The 17,394-nt window shown below is 39.2% G+C and carries 14 protein-coding genes; all 14 read right to left on the reverse strand.

The window, feature by feature from the left end; all coding sequences use genetic code 11:
* Positions 1-52 precede the first annotated feature (52 nt).
* Complete coding sequence (gene rpoB / locus CBF33_RS03825; RefSeq protein WP_168413984.1) at positions 53-3,598, reverse strand: DNA-directed RNA polymerase subunit beta; 3,546 nt, start codon at positions 3,596-3,598, stop codon at positions 53-55.
* A gap of 267 nt (positions 3,599-3,865) precedes the next feature.
* Entirely contained in the window at positions 3,866-4,906 is a 1,041-nt protein-coding gene (gene tsaD / locus CBF33_RS03830; RefSeq protein WP_244919681.1) for a tRNA (adenosine(37)-N6)-threonylcarbamoyltransferase complex transferase subunit TsaD, read from the reverse strand.
* A complete protein-coding gene (gene rimI, locus CBF33_RS03835) occupies positions 4,903-5,376 on the reverse strand; it encodes a ribosomal protein S18-alanine N-acetyltransferase (protein WP_170167744.1) in 474 nt (157 codons plus the stop codon). The genes tsaD and rimI (CBF33_RS03835) overlap by 4 nt, the downstream gene beginning before the upstream one ends.
* Entirely contained in the window at positions 5,376-5,918 is a 543-nt protein-coding gene (rimI, locus tag CBF33_RS03840; RefSeq protein WP_244919687.1) for a ribosomal protein S18-alanine N-acetyltransferase, read from the reverse strand. The genes rimI (CBF33_RS03835) and rimI (CBF33_RS03840) overlap by 1 nt, the downstream gene beginning before the upstream one ends.
* Positions 5,902-6,630: a tRNA (adenosine(37)-N6)-threonylcarbamoyltransferase complex dimerization subunit type 1 TsaB gene (gene tsaB / locus CBF33_RS03845; protein ID WP_244919682.1), complete on the reverse strand. Its 729-nt coding sequence runs from the start codon at positions 6,628-6,630 to the stop codon at positions 5,902-5,904. The genes rimI (CBF33_RS03840) and tsaB overlap by 17 nt, the downstream gene beginning before the upstream one ends.
* Positions 6,631-6,782: 152 nt before the next feature.
* The gene (locus CBF33_RS03850; protein WP_126761778.1) at positions 6,783-7,781 is read right to left on the reverse strand and encodes a LacI family DNA-binding transcriptional regulator; all 999 of its coding nucleotides are present in this window, start codon (positions 7,779-7,781) and stop codon (positions 6,783-6,785) included.
* A gap of 14 nt (positions 7,782-7,795) precedes the next feature.
* On the reverse strand, positions 7,796-9,280 hold the full coding sequence (galT, locus tag CBF33_RS03855; RefSeq protein WP_126761780.1) for a UDP-glucose--hexose-1-phosphate uridylyltransferase: 1,485 nt from the start codon (positions 9,278-9,280) through the stop codon (positions 7,796-7,798).
* 2 nt (positions 9,281-9,282) lie between these two features.
* Positions 9,283-10,272, reverse strand: coding sequence for a UDP-glucose 4-epimerase GalE (galE, locus tag CBF33_RS03860; protein WP_126761783.1), 990 nt, complete (start codon positions 10,270-10,272; stop codon positions 9,283-9,285).
* 16 nt (positions 10,273-10,288) lie between these two features.
* Positions 10,289-11,455 carry a galactokinase gene (locus tag CBF33_RS03865; protein WP_126761785.1) on the reverse strand — a complete coding sequence of 389 codons (1,167 nt, stop codon included), beginning with the start codon at positions 11,453-11,455 and terminating at the stop codon, positions 10,289-10,291.
* 130 nt (positions 11,456-11,585) lie between these two features.
* On the reverse strand, positions 11,586-12,302 hold the full coding sequence (locus CBF33_RS03870; RefSeq protein ID WP_126761787.1) for a glucosamine-6-phosphate deaminase: 717 nt from the start codon (positions 12,300-12,302) through the stop codon (positions 11,586-11,588).
* A gap of 91 nt (positions 12,303-12,393) precedes the next feature.
* Positions 12,394-12,801 (reverse strand): GNAT family N-acetyltransferase, encoded by a 408-nt coding sequence (locus tag CBF33_RS03875; RefSeq protein ID WP_126761789.1) that lies wholly within the window; start codon positions 12,799-12,801, stop codon positions 12,394-12,396.
* A gap of 92 nt (positions 12,802-12,893) precedes the next feature.
* The gene (gene glmS / locus CBF33_RS03880) at positions 12,894-14,717 is read right to left on the reverse strand and encodes a glutamine--fructose-6-phosphate transaminase (isomerizing) (protein ID WP_126762040.1); all 1,824 of its coding nucleotides are present in this window, start codon (positions 14,715-14,717) and stop codon (positions 12,894-12,896) included.
* Between the two features lie 327 nt (positions 14,718-15,044).
* Positions 15,045-16,547, reverse strand: a complete 1,503-nt coding sequence (gene yjeM / locus CBF33_RS03885; RefSeq protein ID WP_126761791.1) for a glutamate/gamma-aminobutyrate family transporter YjeM — start codon at positions 16,545-16,547, stop codon at positions 15,045-15,047.
* 207 nt (positions 16,548-16,754) lie between these two features.
* The gene (locus CBF33_RS03890) at positions 16,755-17,393 is read right to left on the reverse strand and encodes a V-type ATP synthase subunit D (protein WP_023605386.1); all 639 of its coding nucleotides are present in this window, start codon (positions 17,391-17,393) and stop codon (positions 16,755-16,757) included.
* Between the last annotated feature and the right edge of the window lies 1 nt (position 17,394).

Raw genomic sequence — 17,394 nt, forward strand, 5'->3', positions numbered from 1 at the left:
AAGGTGTTCCCTCCATTTCATTCTTTAACAACAGGTTGTGACTGATAGGTAACTAGTCTTTTTTCTCTGCTTGTTTGGCAGCTTGCTCTTGTGCATATTTTGTTAGGGCATCTACGCTAATCAGATCATCTTCGTCATCCATGTCACGTAACTCAATCTCTTGTTCATCCGCATCTAAAACGCGCATGTCTAATCCTAATGATTGTAACTCTTTTACTAATACACGGAAAGATTCTGGAACACCTGGTTTTGGAATTGGTTCCCCTTTTACAATCGCTTCGTACGTTCTTACACGTCCCACGACGTCATCAGATTTGTACGTTAAGATTTCTTGCAAGGTGTATGCTGCACCATATGCTTCTAATGCCCAAACTTCCATCTCACCAAAACGTTGTCCACCGAATTGTGCTTTACCACCTAATGGCTGTTGTGTAACCAATGAGTATGGTCCAGTTGAACGTGCGTGAAGTTTGTCATCAACCATGTGCGCTAATTTCAACATGTACATCACACCAACTGAAATACGGTTATCAAACGGTTCACCCGTTCTACCGTCATAAAGAATGGTTTTCGCATCTGACGCCATACCTGCTTCTTTAACTGTTTCCCAAACATCTTCTTCCGTCGCACCATCGAAAACTGGTGTAGCAACGTGAATACCTAATTGACGAGCAGCCATACCTAAGTGTAACTCAAGTACTTGCCCGATATTCATACGAGACGGCACCCCTAATGGGTTTAACATGATATCAACGGGCGTTCCATCTGGTAAGAACGGCATGTCTTCCTCAGGCATAATGCGAGAAACGACCCCTTTGTTACCGTGACGTCCCGCCATTTTATCTCCTTCGTGAATCTTACGTTTTTGTACAATGTACACACGTACTAACATGTTCACACCTGGTGATAATTCATCGCCAGCTTCACGTGTAAAGATTTTCACGTCATGAACGATACCGCCGCCACCATGTGGCACACGTAATGATGTATCACGTACTTCACGTGCTTTTTCACCGAAAATCGCATGTAATAAACGTTCTTCAGCGGATAACTCTGTTACCCCTTTTGGTGTCACTTTACCCACTAAAATGTCACCATCACGTACTTCAGCACCAATGCGGATAATTCCCATTTCGTCTAGGTTTTTCAACGCATCTTCCCCAACGTTTGGAATTTCGCGTGTAATTTCTTCAGGTCCTAGTTTCGTGTCACGGGCTTCTGATTCGTACTCTTCAATATGGATAGAAGTATATACATCATCTTTAACTAGACGACGACTCATAATAATCGCATCTTCATAGTTATAACCTTCCCATGTCATGAACGCGACTAACACGTTTTGACCTAACGCCATTTCTCCTTGTTCCATAGATGGTCCATCAGCTAAGACATCGCTTGCTTCTACTTTTTCACCTAATGTGACAATCGGACGTTGGTTATAGCTCATACCAGCATTTGAACGTTGGAATTTCGCTACGTTATATTTATCAAGCGTACCATTTGAACGACGTACACGGATTTCATTTGCATCCACGTATTCAACCACACCGTCATGTTTACAAATTAAAGCAGAACCTGAGTCATGTGCGGCTTTATATTCCATACCTGTTCCAACTAAAGGTGAACGAGGTTGAACAAGTGGCACAGCTTGACGCTGCATGTTCGCTCCCATTAACGCACGGTTGGAGTCATCGTTTTCTAAGAAAGGAATACAAGCTGTCGCAACCGCTACTACCTGTTTAGGTGAGACGTCCATGTAATCGACTTTTTCAGTTGAAACTTCCAAGTTATCACTTTGGATACGTGCCATTACAACATCGTTAACAAACGTACCGTCTTCATTTAATAGTGAGTTCGCTTGCGCTACCATGTAGTGGTCTTCTTCATCAGCTGTTAAATAGTCGATATGTTCTGTAACACGGCCAGTCTTACGGTCAACACGACGATAAGGGGTTTCGATAAAGCCATATTTATTAATCTTCGCATAACTTGATAAGCTGTTGATTAACCCAATGTTTGGTCCCTCAGGCGTTTCAATCGGACACATACGTCCATAGTGAGAATAGTGAACGTCACGTACTTCATACCCTGCTCGGTCTCGTGTTAAACCACCAGGCCCTAAGGCAGAAAGACGACGTTTATGCGTCAACTCACCTAATGGGTTTGTTTGGTCCATGAATTGTGATAGCTGAGAAGAACCGAAGAATTCTTTAATAGATGCAACGACTGGACGAATATTAATCAATTGTTGTGGTGTCAACGTGTCTGTATCTTGAATCGACATTCTTTCACGTACAACTCTTTCCATACGAGCTAAGCCGATACGGAATTGATTTTGTAATAATTCACCTACAGAACGAATACGACGGTTTCCTAAGTGGTCGATATCATCTGTATAGCCAATCCCTTCTTGTAAGTTTAAGAAGTAACTAATAGAAGAAATAATATCAGCCGGTGTAATAGTTTTTACATCATCTGTAATTTGTCCATTTCCGATAACATTGACGATACGATCCGGATCTTTAGGTGATACAACTTTAATGACTTGAATCGTCATTGGATCTGTAATAGCACCATCTTCTGATGGATAGTAAGTCACGTTGTTTAAACCATTTTCTAAATGAGGCATTAACTCATTTAACACATCATGTGTCATTTCAGTTCCCTTTTCGACTAAAATTTCACCTGTTTCAGGATCTACTAATGTTTCACCTAAAATTTGATTTAACAAGCGTGTTTTTAAATGTAATTTTTTGTTTACTTTATAACGACCAACTGCCGCTAAATCATAACGTTTTGGATCGAAGAAACGTGTGTATAACAAGCTTCTTGAACTGTCTGCAGTTTTAGGTTCTCCTGGACGTAGACGTTCATAAATATCCTTCAAGCCTTCTTCTGTTCGAGAGTCAGAAGCATTTTTATGAATATCTTTTTCTAATGTTAGACGTAAACTTTCATTTTCACCTAACATCTCTATAATCGTGTCATCTGAGCCAAATCCTAACGCACGCACTAAAACAGTGAATGGAATTTTTCTCGTACGGTCGATACGCACGTAAGAAATATCCTTTGCGTCTGTTTCTAATTCTAACCAAGCACCTCTGTTAGGGATGACAGTTGTTCCAAAACTCTCACGACCATTTTTATCAATCTTACTATTGTAATAAACACCTGGTGAACGAACCAACTGAGAAACGATAACACGTTCCGCTCCGTTGATGATGAACGTTCCCATTTCTGTCATTAGGGGAAAATCACCGAAGAAAACATCTTGTGATTTAATCTCACCTGTAACTTTATTATCTAATCTTAGAGTGACATGTATAGGAGCTGAGTAGTTTGCATCATGTGCACGTGCTTCTTCCACAGTATACTTTGGTTCTTTCAATTCGTACCCTACAAATTCTAACGACAGTTTATCGTTAAAATCTTTAATAGGTAAAATGTCTTCAAACATCTCTCTTAATCCCTCTTCTAAGAACCACTTATAAGAGTTTGTTTGAATTTCAATTAAGTTCGGTAACTCTAACACTTCACTGATACGTGCGAAACTTCTTCTTTCGCGATGTTTTCCGTATTTGACAATATGTCCAGCCAAGCTCTTCACTCCTCTAAAATTTTCTACCCGTGCTTTATATTACGTTTATGTTACAAATATTAAGTTCAGTTAACATTTGCACAGTGCCTAGTTTTTAAGGCAAAAAAAAGACAAAAATAGAATTTTCTCTTAAATTTTGAGTTTCTATTTTTGCTTTCTATTTAAAAACGCCGAATGGACAATATTTCACTCAGGTTTTATCTGTTTATAAGCTCGGTTTTGCAACTATTAATTCTAATCTTTTTTTATACGAATGTCAAGCCTTTTTTAAGATAATGACAAACCAGGTTTGGCATTTAAGTCTAGCGTCCCCAATTGTTGCTTTTTCCATGCAATATATCCTGCTGCACCAATCATCGCAGCATTATCGCCACATAATCTTAATGGTGGAAAAATAACCGGGACTTCTGGATATTCCTGAGCCATTTTTTCGGTCATAGCAGCTCGCAATCCTCGATTGGCTGCAACGCCTCCGGCTACAATTAATTGTTTGGCTTGATAATCACCACATGCCCGAACAGTTTTATCGACTAAAACATCGATCACACTTTGCTGAAAACTTGCAGCTAAGTCAGCATGATTCAATACTTCTTCACGCTGCTGAGCGTTGTGATAGAGATTGATAAATGAACTCTTTAATCCACTAAAGCTAAAATCATAGTGTTCTTCATGTATCATAGCACGCGGAAAGTTAAAAACATCTTCCCCTTCTTGCGCTAAACCATCTATTTCTTTTCCACTTGGATAGTTTAAGCCCATCACACGTCCTACCTTATCATAAGCTTCACCCGCGGCGTCATCCCGTGTTTCTCCTATCAACTCAAACACACCATCTTCAGGCATGAGCACGAGTTCAGTATGTCCACCACTAACTAATAACGCAACAAGTGGAAACTCAAGCGGTTGGACAAAGCGAGCCGCATAGATGTGCCCAGCCATATGGTTGACAGGTATGAGCGGTAACTCATGAGCGAACGCAAAGGCTTTCGCTGCACTCACACCGATTAACAATGCTCCAACCAATCCCGGACCTTCTGTTACCGCCACCGCTGTTAAGTCTTTTGGTGTAACCTGTGCTGTTTCAAGAGCTTCTTCTAAACATAATGTAATTTGTTCCACGTGATGACGGCTAGCGACTTCAGGAACGACGCCGCCAAAGCGCTGATGGCTTAACACTTGTGATGCCACAATGTTGGATAATATTTCATTTCCATTAGCAATCACCGCGACACTTGTCTCATCACAGCTACTTTCTACTGATAATATCAACATGCGTGGATTCACTTCTTCTTTTGATTCTTGTTTCATGTTTTCACCTTATTCAATTTAATTTCCATTATCTCACCATCTTCAGTCGGATGAGCATAGTATTGTTTTCGTGTACCAATAACATTAAAACCAACTTTTTGATACAAGTGTTTGGCTGACCAGTTCGTAACACGTACCTCTAAAAACATGCGACTGACCTCAACACTTTGACAAAAGTCCAAGCTATATTTAAATAAAGTTTGTGCCACTTTCTGCCCCCGATAACTAGGAAGAACTGCAATGTTCATTACTTCTGCTTCATCTGCTAGCACATGTATATTCAAAAAACCTATCACTTGTTGTTGATCGTAAGCAAGCCATAAATGACTGTATGGGAGCGACCATTCTTGTTCAAACTGGGAAACATTCCAAGGCGAGCCATGCGGATATGCTTGCTCACTCAGTTCTAAGAGTTTTTCACTTAATAGTGGATGCGAAGTAACTTTTAAATCTATTTTTTGGTACATCATCATAATTCTTCCAATCTTTTTTCCATAAATACCGCGTCTTCACCGTCTACATAATAACGATTTTTAATGGAACGGGATTCAAAACCAAAGCGACGGTACAGTCGTTTAGCGTTAAGGTTGCTTTTACGCACTTCTAAAGTAATTGTGTCACACTGATACTCTATCGCTTTTTTTATTATCATGGATAGCATGAGCGAGCCGATTCCAATATTTTGAAAATCAGGCAAAATCGCCACATTCGTAACATGCCCATTTTTCTCTTCAAAACGAACGCCAAAAAAACCAATAGGTGTCTCTTGGAAACGGAATAATTGATAGTAAGTCGGGTGAATTCCATTTAACTCGGATAAAAATACTGTTCTACCCCATGGAGCTACACCTTCATATACCGCTTTTTGAATCTTTATCAAATGCTTTATATCGGTATAGGTTACGTCTTTTATTTCCAGTCCTTTGAGTTGAGTAAACTGTAACTGTTGTGCTGCTATTTGATAATCCTTCTTTGCCAATATACGTGTCATATGTTTAAATTTTCTTAACATAATTATCAATCTGTTCCTCATGTGTTTCTAGCCATTTTTCTTCTGCTTCGACACGCTTTAAATAGGTCGGTACAAACTGATGAACATCCTCAACTTTAGACTCATTGATAGCAACTCGCGCCATACTCGCAGCTGAAAGAACATTATCAGAAAATTCATATGTAACGTCGTCATTTTGATAAGCGTTTCTAATGGTATCGGCAAATAAGCTAACGTCCTCGCCTATAAAGATAATCGGTGTCTCACACGCTAATAGTTCTTCCAACCAGCTCGACAGCCCAACATGTCTATCTTCTAAAACCGTTGTTAACTCACCACCAACCCAACGGTACGCACCACTATAAACGTTTTCACGTCGCGCGTTGATTAATGGAACGATTAAACTATCAGACTTAGGCATGGTATTAGCTGCTATCGCTTTTAAACTTGATACCGCAATTAGCTCACAGTTTAGTGTCCACGCTAATGTTTTAGCCGTCGTCACTCCTATTCTTAAACCTGTATAGGAACCTGGCCCTTTAGACACTACAATCCGCTCAATTTCATGAGGTTTCATGCCTATTTCTTTCATCAACCATTCCACAGCAGGCATTAAACGTGCGCTATGTGTTTTCTTAATAGTGGAACGATATTCAGCTAACAGTTTAGCCTCTTCTAGAATTGCTACTGAAAAAGATTGATTGGCAGTGTCAATCGCTAAAGTTTTCATCATTTACTCCCCATTCTCCGTGCATAATTCTGCTATATTGTAGCATACTTTAATGAAACTAAAAAGAGAGGGGCCTTATGCCATGCTACCTAAAAGTCTGACTTTCTAGGTGTCACTGCATGCAAGCCACTCTCTTTTTACAAAAATTTCAATTTTTAAAGTAAGGTCCTCACTGATTCACGTATCATAAGTTTTGGAGCAAACATTGTTTTTTTGGTGATGGTTTTTTCTTGAGTCATCAGTGCGAGTAACTCTTCCACACTTTGCTCCCCCATCCATTCAGTCGGTACTTGAATGGTAGTTAAAGCAGGCGAAAGATACTTAGCCACACTAATATCATTAAACCCTATGATGCTCATGTCCATCGGTACCGAAATATTAGCTTCTTCGAGTGCTTTTAACGTCCCTATCGCCATAGCATCGCTTGTTATAAATAGTGCGCTCGGTTTGCTAGTTGTTTGTTTTAACCATTCTTTGATGACTTGATAGCCACCATCAACCGTAAAATCTGCGACTAACTCAACCACATCAATCGCGTGTTCTTGTTGACTTTGCCAACGATGAAAAGCTTGCAACCGGCTATCCGCGATGATTTCTTGATTATCTTTCGTTTTTTCCTGACCAGATAAAATCCCAATTGAGTAATGCCCATTCGCAACTAAATAATCAAGTGCTTGTATTACCCCGAATTCAAAATCAACGACCAACGAATGTTCTTGATAGGACATGCTATCAAAATCAACAAAAAGCTTTGGCAAGGCGATGCGTTGAATAATCGCCATCTCCCGTTTTGAAAACTTGCCTAGAGCGATTATACCGTCAGCCGTCATATTCTCAATAGGAAAATCCGATAGTTGACACACGGACAATTGAACCCCAAGCATTTTCGCTTTTCTTTCAATCCCCATTCGAATCGAGAGATAGTAGAGATCTTCCAGCTCTTCTTGCTGATTGTACCACTGTATTAATAAAATTTCGGGCATTTTTTTAAGCGTCTTTTTTTGATGTTTAGTGTAATTGAGTTCCTCTGCCACTTCAAAAATACGTTGCTTCGTTTCATCACTGACTGATAGCGTCTTATCATAATTTAACACACGTGAAACTGTAGCTGGCGAGACTTGCGCTTGCTTTGCTATATCTTTAATAGTCGCCATCTTCCCACCACTTTCTACAATTTATCAATAAATCGCTTGAATCCAGCTTGTCCTTCTGCTGTTTGTTTATAGACACCAGCATCTTCAAGAACGCGTTCAAACTTTTTGCCTACTTCTTTTTGGATAATTTCCGTAACGTTTTCTTTCGTTACATTATAAGTTCCTTTCATTTCACGCGCCCAATCTCGATGAATCTCTGCAACGTCAGTTGTTTCGCCAAGTAGATATGCCTCTACCTCACTTAATTCTTGTTTTAAACGCGGAGGTAAGATAGCTAAGCCCATAACTTCAATCAACCCTATATTCTCTTGCTTAATATGTTGTACATCACGGTGCGGGTGAAAAATCCCTTCTGGATGCTCTTCCGACGTATTGTTGTCACGTAAAACTAAATCAAGTTCATACTGATTATCACGCATTCTTGCAATCGGGGTGACCGTATGATGACGCGTACCGTCTTCTGAAAAAGCGCGAATTCCTAAATCTAAATCATCATGATTTTCCCATTGTTTCATAATGTAGGTAGCTGCTTTAACCAAATCTGTTTGACTTGCGCTTTGTAAGCGAATAACAGACATCGGCCAATTCACTACTGCAGCGCTCACTTTAGGGAATAGGATTAATGGGAACGTCCAAGCATTTTCAGCTTTAGCCATTGGAAATGTATGACGTCCGCCTTGGTAATGATCGTGCGCCAAAATCGAGCCACCTACAATAGGCAAGTCAGCATTTGAGCCGACAAAATAATGAGGGAAAACTTCGACAATTTTCAATAGTCGTGCCACCGTTTTCTCTGAAATCGTCATCGGACGGTGTTCTTCTGACAAGAAAATACAATGTTCATTATAATAAGCATAAGGAGAATACTGCATTCCCCAGCTCTCACCGTCTAAATTCAAACGTAAAATACGATGATTTGTACGTGCCGGATAATCAACATCTCCTTCGTATCCTTCATTTTCCATACACAACATACACGTCGGGTAGGCGCGTTTCGCTTGACGTTGTTCCGCGACAATCGACTTCGCATTTTTTTCAGGTTTAGACAGATTAATCGTAATTTCTAAAGTCCCGTAGCCGCTAGGATAATCAAAAACAATGTTTTTTTGAATGGCTTTAGTTTTAATATATTGATTTACCTGACTTAGCTCATAAAAATAATCAGTCGCCACTTTAGGATCATCATTATACTGCTGTGCAAACAAGGCGTTTAGTACAGAGGGCGGTGGTGTTAATAAATCACCTAATCGCCCCTCCAACATCTCCCGCTCATACGCAATATCATTAATTGTTTGCTGTTCTAACGCTACTTCAACTAATTGAGAAACGAGCGTATCGATATCCGCATTGACAGTCGTCTCACCGCTATTTTCTTCCAGCTCTTTCACTCCAACAAGTGCCATAGTACGGTTAGTTAAATAAACACGGTCCATTTCCATCCAACCACCATACTTAATCGCATAAGATACAAATTCATAGATTAATTGACTGGTTTTCATACTTATGCCTCATACCCTTTAGGATGCCCTTGATGCCATTGCCAAGCAGATGAAAAAATCGTTTCAACATTTGTATGCGGCGCTTCCCATCCTAATATTTTTTGCGCTTTTTCCGGTGATGCAATCAAACTATCTGGGTCGCCTGCACGTCTTGGACCGACTTCAGCTGGAATAACTTCACCCGTAACTGCACGTGCTGCTTCCACCATTTCTTTAACCGAAAACCCTTGACTGCTCCCTAGATTAAAGACATCACTTTGACCTCCGTCAAATAAATAATTAATAGCTAAAATGTGAGCCTGACATAAATCGACAACGTGAACGTAATCTCTAATATTAGTACCATCAGGCGTGTCATAGTCATCCCCATATATCATTAATTTTTCGCGTTGACCAAGAGCGGTTTGTAAAATAATCGGAACTAAATGCGTTTCAGGTGTGTGATCTTCACCAATAGTGCCATCTAGTTTTGCTCCGGCAACATTGAAATAACGCAAAGCGACATATTTAATTCCATACGCCTCGTCACACCACTTCAACATCTTCTCCATCATCAACTTACTCTCACCATATGGACTTTCTGGGTTGGTTGGTGTTGTTTCTTTGATAGGAGATTCTTTAGTTTTACCATAGGTCGCAGCTGTTGATGAAAAGACGATATTTTTAACATCAAACTCATTCATCACTTCTAATAAAACCTGTGTACCTTGAACATTATTATTAAAATACATTAGTGGGTCTTTCATTGATTCTGGCACAATTGAACTTGCTGCAAAATGAATCACACCTTTAATACTTTCCTTTTCAAATACAGAAGTTAAAAATACCTTATCACGAATATCTCCTTGATAAAATCTTGCTTGTGGATGAACAGCTTGGCGATGACCTGTTAACAAATTGTCAACAACAGCCACGTCGTATCCTTGTCCAATCAATAAATCGACAGCGTGGGATCCGATATAACCGGCTCCTCCTAGTACTAAAATAGTCATTGTCTTTCCTCCATTTTTAACTTAGTCGTTTCGCTCCATCACCAATTTTAGCTTGATAAAAACTTGCTTCATAGCCTATCTCTTTTTGATACTGGCGACCAACGTTTTCTACAAACTGATTATAAGTGTTTTCTGGCACAATCGCAATGGCACAGCCACCAAATCCTGCTCCCGTCATCCTGGCACCGATTACCCCTGGTTGCGCTTGAGCTGCAGCGACTATCGTGTCTAGCTCTTTTCCGGTTACTTCATAATCCTCTTTTAAAGAACGATGAGAATCATTCAGTAATCGTCCAAATGTTAATAGATCGTTTTCTTTGAGAGCAGCCGTTGCCTCTAAGGTACGTTGATTTTCACTAACAGCGTGACGAGCTCGTTTAAGTAAGTTAGGCTGTTCTTGTAACAGAGGAGCTAATTGATGAAAGGCTTCATTATCCAATGCGCCTAAACTGTCAACAGCTTTTTCCTTTTGTAAAATAGCAAGTGCCGCTTCACACTCACCGCGACGCTCATTATATTTTGAATCCGCTAATTCACGACGTTTATTAGTATTCATAATCGCGATAACATAGCCATCTAGATGAACAGGTACTTTTTCATACTCTAGTGTTTGGCAATCAAGTAATAAGGCATGATCTTTCTCCCCCATACCAATCGCAAATTGATCCATGATACCAGAGTTAACACCGATAAACTCGTTCTCCACTTTTTTACCAAGTAAAACGAGGTCTAACATCTCAATGGATAAGTCAAACAAATCGCGGACGATAACACCTGTCAGCAATTCAATAGATGCCGACGAACTTAACCCAGCGCCATTAGGGATATTCCCGTAAAAATAGATGTCCATTCCTACAGGTATGCGATAATTTTTTTCTATAATATAACGAATCATTCCCTTTGGATAATTGGCCCAATTATCATCGGCTTTATAATCTAAATCATCTAAAGAAAAAGTTAACACACCGGTTTCTGGTATATTTTCAGAATAAACATGAATTTCTTGGTCGTCTCGTCGACGCGCCACGCCATAAGTTCCCATAGTCAAAGAAGCAGGAAAAACATTCCCGCCATTATAATCCGTGTGTTCACCAATTAAATTAATTCGCCCAGGTGAAAAAAAGACGCCTTCAGGTTCTTGTTGAAAAACTTTTTGAAACTGTTGCTTGATGTGATTTTCCATTTTAGTAAACCTCCTAGTAAATATTTAGTAAATTTATTATAATAGATTATCACTTTGATATCAAGTGTTTATAAAACGATTTCATAAACAATAAAAAAAGAAGGAGCCATGCTCCTTCTAAAAGACGTGCTTATTCAATTTCAGATAACTTCTCAGCTGCTGCATCATCTAGGATAACTGTCACGTTATCATGTTTTTGTAAGGCACTTGCTGGGCAGTCTTCTGTTATTTCGCCTTCAATCATTCCTTTAATAGCGTCTGCTTTCGCTTCACCATAGGCAATTAAAATAATTTCTTTCGCTTTTAAAATAGAACCAATTCCCATAGAGTAGGCTTGGGTTGGTACATCTTCTGCTGAAGCAAAGAAGCGTTTGTTCGACTCAATTGTAGACTCCACTAAGTCGACCTTACGTGTTTCACTATCAAAAGGCGTTCCTGGTTCGTTAAAGCCAATATGACCATTTGTACCAATCCCTAAGACTTGGATGTCGATTGGATTATCCGCTAAAATTTGATTGTAACGTGCACATTCAGCGTCGGCGTCTTCTGCTACACCGTTAGGCACATACGTTTCTTTAAATGGCTTAGCGTTATATAAATGTTCATTCATAAAATAACGATAGCTTTGCTCATCTTCTCCATCTAACCCTACATATTCATCTAAGTTAACACCAATCATATCAGAAAAGTCAACATCACTGTTCACCATTGCTTCATACATCGTAATAGGTGTACTACCTGTTGCTAACCCTAAAACTTTAACATCACGTTCTTCCATACCCTCTCGGATTAATTCAAACGCTTTTTTACCACCTTCAACTTGATTTTCTACATGAATTAATTTCATTTAGCTTATCTCCTGTCTTTTTTGGTATAGTCCAATTATAAATTACTTTTAAACATTTGACAAGATATCTCTGATTTTTTACCAAAAGAAATTAACTTCTAAACAAACCAAACGCAACCGATTGACCTTGATCGCACGAAGTAAACCCACATGCCTCATAGAAATTCCTGACATCAGGGGCTTCCTCTGTTAACAAAACTAATTGACGCACATCAGAATAACGCGATAAAATAGCTTTCATTAATTCCGTGCCAATCCCTTGCTTTTGAAAATCTGGGTGCACTAATAAATCTTGGATATACACGATCGTTAACCCATCTCCTACGACACGTATTAATCCTACTAGACGGTCATCTTGCCAAGCCGTCACAACGTGTAACGAATGACTTATTGCCCGTTGCAAAGTTGGCATATCTCTTGTATAAGCCGACCAACCCACTGCTTCATATAATTCCTGTAACTCTTTTTCTTCAAGCACCTTCGTAGCTTTAAGCATCATTTTTTCCTCCACACTTTTTCTCTATTTTAACACTATCGCGGTAAGACAGCTCTAAAAAAAGGAACCTCGACCATGCGAAGTTCCTTTTTTCCTTATTCAACTGTGACACTTTTTGCTAGATTTCTTGGTTTATCAACATCAAACCCTCTTGCTAAAGTAGCATAATACGCAATAAGTTGCGTTGGTAAAACACTGATGAGTGGCGTTAATAACGGATGAACAGTTGGCAATACAATGTCATCGTTAGATTGAGCTAATTCATCCATTACTATAGTGGCAGTACGGGCACCACGGCTTTCTACCTCTTTAAGATTACTTCTCACTTGTTTTTCTGTGACTTTTTCTGAAATAATCGCCATTACAGGTGTCCCTTCTTCAATTAACGCAATCGTACCATGTTTTAATTCCCCTGAAGCAAAACCTTCACAGTGGATGTATGAGATTTCTTTTAATTTCAGCGCGGCTTCTAACGCCACCCCATAGTCAGTGCCACGACCTATATAAAAAGCATGAGCCTTATCTGTCAACATCTCGTCTACTAATTCAGCAATGACGGCTTGACTTTCTAAAAAACTCTCCATAGCCTGTGCTACAATAGACAATTCGTGAAAGACGTCAAACATTAGCGCTTCTTCGTACGCCGCTTGTTTACCCATTGCTTCACCTAAAATAGCTAACAACGCGACTTGGGCTGTATAGGCTTTCGTTGATGCCACAGCAATTTCAGGTCCTGCATGAAGCAACAACGTGTGCCTCGCTTCACGCGACAATGTTGACCCTTTGACGTTAGTAATCGTCAAACAGTAATGCCCTTCGTTCATCGCTTTTACTAACACTTGACGGCTATCTGCCGTTTCACCACTTTGACTCAAAAAGATAAACGCAGGACGTTTTGGAAGCAATGGGGTATGATAGCCAAATTCACTTGCCACGTGAACTTCGACCGGAACTTTCGCGAGTTTTTCGATTAACACTTTCCCAACCAATCCAGCGTGATAGCTCGTCCCACATGCGACAATAAAAATCCGATCAGCGTTTGATAATTGTTCAACTATTGCTTGATCAATTGCTATCTGTCCATTTTCATCACGATAATGAGCTATCAATTGACGCATAACAAGTGGTTGTTCTTCTATTTCTTTTTGCATGTAGTAAGAATACGTCCCTAAGTCATGTGTCACTTCTGACGGCTCATAATGAATCATCTCACGTATCATTTTTGTTCCTTCTAGATTTTCAATTACAACTGCGTCTTTTGTCACAGTGACAATCTCTTCATCCATAATTTCATAAAAGTCTGTTGTATAATCTAGCAAAGCCAGTGCATCGCTACTGACACCATTAAAACCTTGACCCACCGCCACTAACAACGGGCTCTTATGTTTCGCAACAAGCAATTCACTTGGATTTTCTCGGTCGATTATGGCGAATGCATATGACCCTTCAATATTAGCCATCATTTTAGCTAATGCTTGTTTTGGACTTAGACAGTCTAGCGCAACTAATTTTGCTAACCAATTGACCATGATTTCAGTATCGGTTTCGCCTTTTAACGGAATATCATCGACATACTTTTCTCTGATTGCCAAATAATTTTCAATCACACCGTTATGAACTAGCACAAAACGACCATCATGAGATGTATGCGGATGGGCGTTGACTTCCTCTGGTTTACCATGAGTCGCCCACCGTGTATGACCGATTCCACTCTCACCTGATTGTATAGGTTGTTGCTCAACCGCCTCTTTTAAATTTTCAACACGGCCTGTACGTTTGACAAGGACATCTGCTTGTTCTTTATGATTGTTCAGATAGATGCCTGCCGAATCATAGCCGCGATACTCTAAATTTTCTAACCCTCGAAGAATCATATCCTTCACATTTTTCTGACTTACTACTCCAACAATTCCACACATTAACATTCCAACTTTCTTTATTTAATGTGTTTCCAAACGCATGTATTTTAAGTTTAGTCTCATCTCACGATCAGGTTTCTTAAAATACTAAAGAGCGCGTACCCTGAGAGCCACCCGCCGACATATCGATTAACTCTCTCCTCGTCTTCTGTTTGCACAGAGCTGGCGCTTAATTGGTATACACCAATACAACGTAAATCTTTTTGGAAACATATTGAATATTAACGCTTTATGAAATATAAGTCAAGCATTATTTTAAAATGGTATAGTTAAAAACTTGTATAAAAAAAGTCTATCTGAATGTTCAGATAGACTTTGTGAAGATTTCTATTGATGTTTCTGCATTTTTTTCTCATAACGACGATACAACCAAAAAGCAAAGCTAGCAAAGATGATAGGACCACTAATCATCCACACTGTTTCCATTGGCGCAGCATGAGGTGTTCGCAACATTGGCTCAATAATCGTAAAAATATTTGCAAAACCAACTGTAATCATGACCACCCACGTCACAAATTTTGTTGTCCGTTCTGTTTTAAAAATCGCAAAAGAATGGTCTAGTTCCGTTCGCTTTTTAAAATATGGAAAAGCCCCGGCTAAGAAAAGATAAGGTAACGTCATAGCAACGTTAGTCATTAATGTTAGGACATTATAAAATTCTTGTGCACCTTTTCCCCCAAATGAGATTAAACCAATAATAAAGATCACTAAAGCCGCTTGTACCCACATCGCATATGCAGGCATGCCATTTTCATTAACTCTCGTTAATTTTTCCGGCCAGATTTCCTTTGGCGTCCCTTGAATTAACGTTTTTAATGGTGAATAAATTAAAGTAAAGAAACCACCTGTATAAGCTAAAAACATAGATAGACCCGTTACACGAGCAAATAGACGCCCAATATTCGCAGCTGTCTCAGCAGTTGTCCCTAAAGCATGACCTAGCTCTGCTCCAAGATTATGCATTAATATATATGTGATATTCCCCATGTTAACTCGGTCACCTGATAGGACCATATCCCAGTTCGTGCTCACACCCCACATTAGCAAACTCACCGCATAACCTACTGCAATAATTAAAGCACTAATCATGACTCCTTTAGGAAAGTTCTTTTCTGCTTTCTCCGTTTGGTCAACAAGACTTCCTACTGCCTCTAGTCCACCGTAAGCAAAGATAGCAAAGATAACAAACCCTAGAATAGAAAAAGCATTACTAAAATCCGCATTGGGCGATTGTATAAAGCTCTGTACCCCTTCTATCGGTTGAGCAAATTGTCCGCCGTTTAAAATTAAAATAATAACACTTACCACTAATAAAACGACATTTAATAATGTTACAGCAATACCACCCAAAGAAGTAATTTTAGTTATTTTATTTAACCCTTTTGACGCAAAAAACGTTACAAGTAACATCCAAAAAATCGCAAGTAATCCTAAACTTTGTGTAGCATTTAAACCAAAGAAAGCAAAATCTTGTGTCTTATCTGCCCCAAAAATCAACGTCGTAAATGGAATCCAGACTTTGGATGAAATACCAACCATCCAAATAATGTATGAAGTAAACCACATGAACGTGCCAATAAAGGCATATAAAGGGTTCACCGACTTCTCCATCCAACTATAAATACCTCCCGCCTCATTTTTAAATGAAGCACCGTATTCCGCCATCATCAACGCAAACGGAATAAAAAAGACAATCGCTGCGAATATATACCAGGGAATCGCAGCATAACCCATACGATAAAAAGCGATGGGCGCATTGGCAAAACCAAATACGGATGTAAAAATCATCAAAATAAGTCCGATTAATGTCAGTTTTTTTGTATTACTCATTCTTAACACCTTTCTTTTTAGTTATTTTTTGTTAGACATATCCATTAATAGCCTAACCTTTAAAAATAACGTTTTCAAATCTTTACTCGTGTTATGAACAAAGTCTCATAGTATCCCATCTAAAATGAACAATCTTTCATTGAGACTTAACGACTTCATCAGATATATCACATAAAAAAAGATACTCTCAAAAATGAGAGTATCTTTTTATTTCTTGATTGGCGCAATTTTTTGCCCTTCAAGCTCTTTAATTTTAATTAGTCGTGTGACATTATCACGTTCGCCTTCTTCTAATTTCATCTGAATATAACGAATCGTAACTTGTAGACGCGGTATCGTCAAATGCTCTAACGCGTTAACACGACGTCTTACCTTTTGAATCTCATCAGCTAGTAATACACATCGCTGTTCTAATTCAGTCAAACGTAAAAGATCTGGCAACAAGTCAGCCATTTCTTCAGACGCTTGTTTCAACGCAAGGTTATTGACGAGAAAAGCCGTCCCTTCTGCTTCTTCTTTTTTAAAGGTCATATTCGGAACAGAAAGCCCCATCAAATTTTGCTCTTCAATATCAACGGATGCTAACGGTTTTTCTAGAAAAAAGGTATTGCGCATCATTTCTTCAGGAAACACCGATTTGGCAAAAGTTGTATTATCATAAACAGAACGCAAACGTTTTTCAACGTCATCACGCAATTCATTGGCTTCCCGTACCATCGAGATAAAACGGCGCATCAATTCATCTTGTTTGTCTTTTAAAAGCTTATGCCCACGTTGTGACGCTTTTAAACGCTCTTTTAACTTCGTCAACGCCATCCGTGTCGGCTGTACATTTAGGCGTTTCACC

Source organism: Vagococcus lutrae, from assembly GCF_003987555.1.
Classification (GTDB): domain Bacteria; phylum Bacillota; class Bacilli; order Lactobacillales; family Vagococcaceae; genus Vagococcus_A; species Vagococcus_A lutrae.

Bases quoted from the DNA above. Each gene is read 5' to 3' on its own strand.
- CBF33_RS03850 (WP_126761778.1), bottom strand. From the start codon at position 7,781: ATGGCGACTATTAAAGATATAGCAAAGCAAGCGCAAGTCTCGCCAGCT.
- rimI (WP_244919687.1), bottom strand. From the start codon at position 5,918: ATGTTAAGAAAATTTAAACATATGACACGTATATTGGCAAAGAAGGAT.
- glmS (WP_126762040.1), bottom strand. From the start codon at position 14,717: ATGTGTGGAATTGTTGGAGTAGTAAGTCAGAAAAATGTGAAGGATATG.
- tsaD (WP_244919681.1), bottom strand. From the start codon at position 4,906: ATGAAACAAGAATCAAAAGAAGAAGTGAATCCACGCATGTTGATATTA.
- CBF33_RS03865 (WP_126761785.1), bottom strand. From the start codon at position 11,455: ATGGAAAATCACATCAAGCAACAGTTTCAAAAAGTTTTTCAACAAGAA.
- rimI (WP_170167744.1), bottom strand. From the start codon at position 5,376: ATGATGTACCAAAAAATAGATTTAAAAGTTACTTCGCATCCACTATTA.
- galT (WP_126761780.1), bottom strand. From the start codon at position 9,280: ATGAAAACCAGTCAATTAATCTATGAATTTGTATCTTATGCGATTAAG.
- tsaB (WP_244919682.1), bottom strand. From the start codon at position 6,630: ATGATGAAAACTTTAGCGATTGACACTGCCAATCAATCTTTTTCAGTA.
- CBF33_RS03875 (WP_126761789.1), bottom strand. From the start codon at position 12,801: ATGATGCTTAAAGCTACGAAGGTGCTTGAAGAAAAAGAGTTACAGGAA.
- yjeM (WP_126761791.1), bottom strand. From the start codon at position 16,547: ATGAGTAATACAAAAAAACTGACATTAATCGGACTTATTTTGATGATT.
- galE (WP_126761783.1), bottom strand. From the start codon at position 10,272: ATGACTATTTTAGTACTAGGAGGAGCCGGTTATATCGGATCCCACGCT.
- CBF33_RS03870 (WP_126761787.1), bottom strand. From the start codon at position 12,302: ATGAAATTAATTCATGTAGAAAATCAAGTTGAAGGTGGTAAAAAAGCG.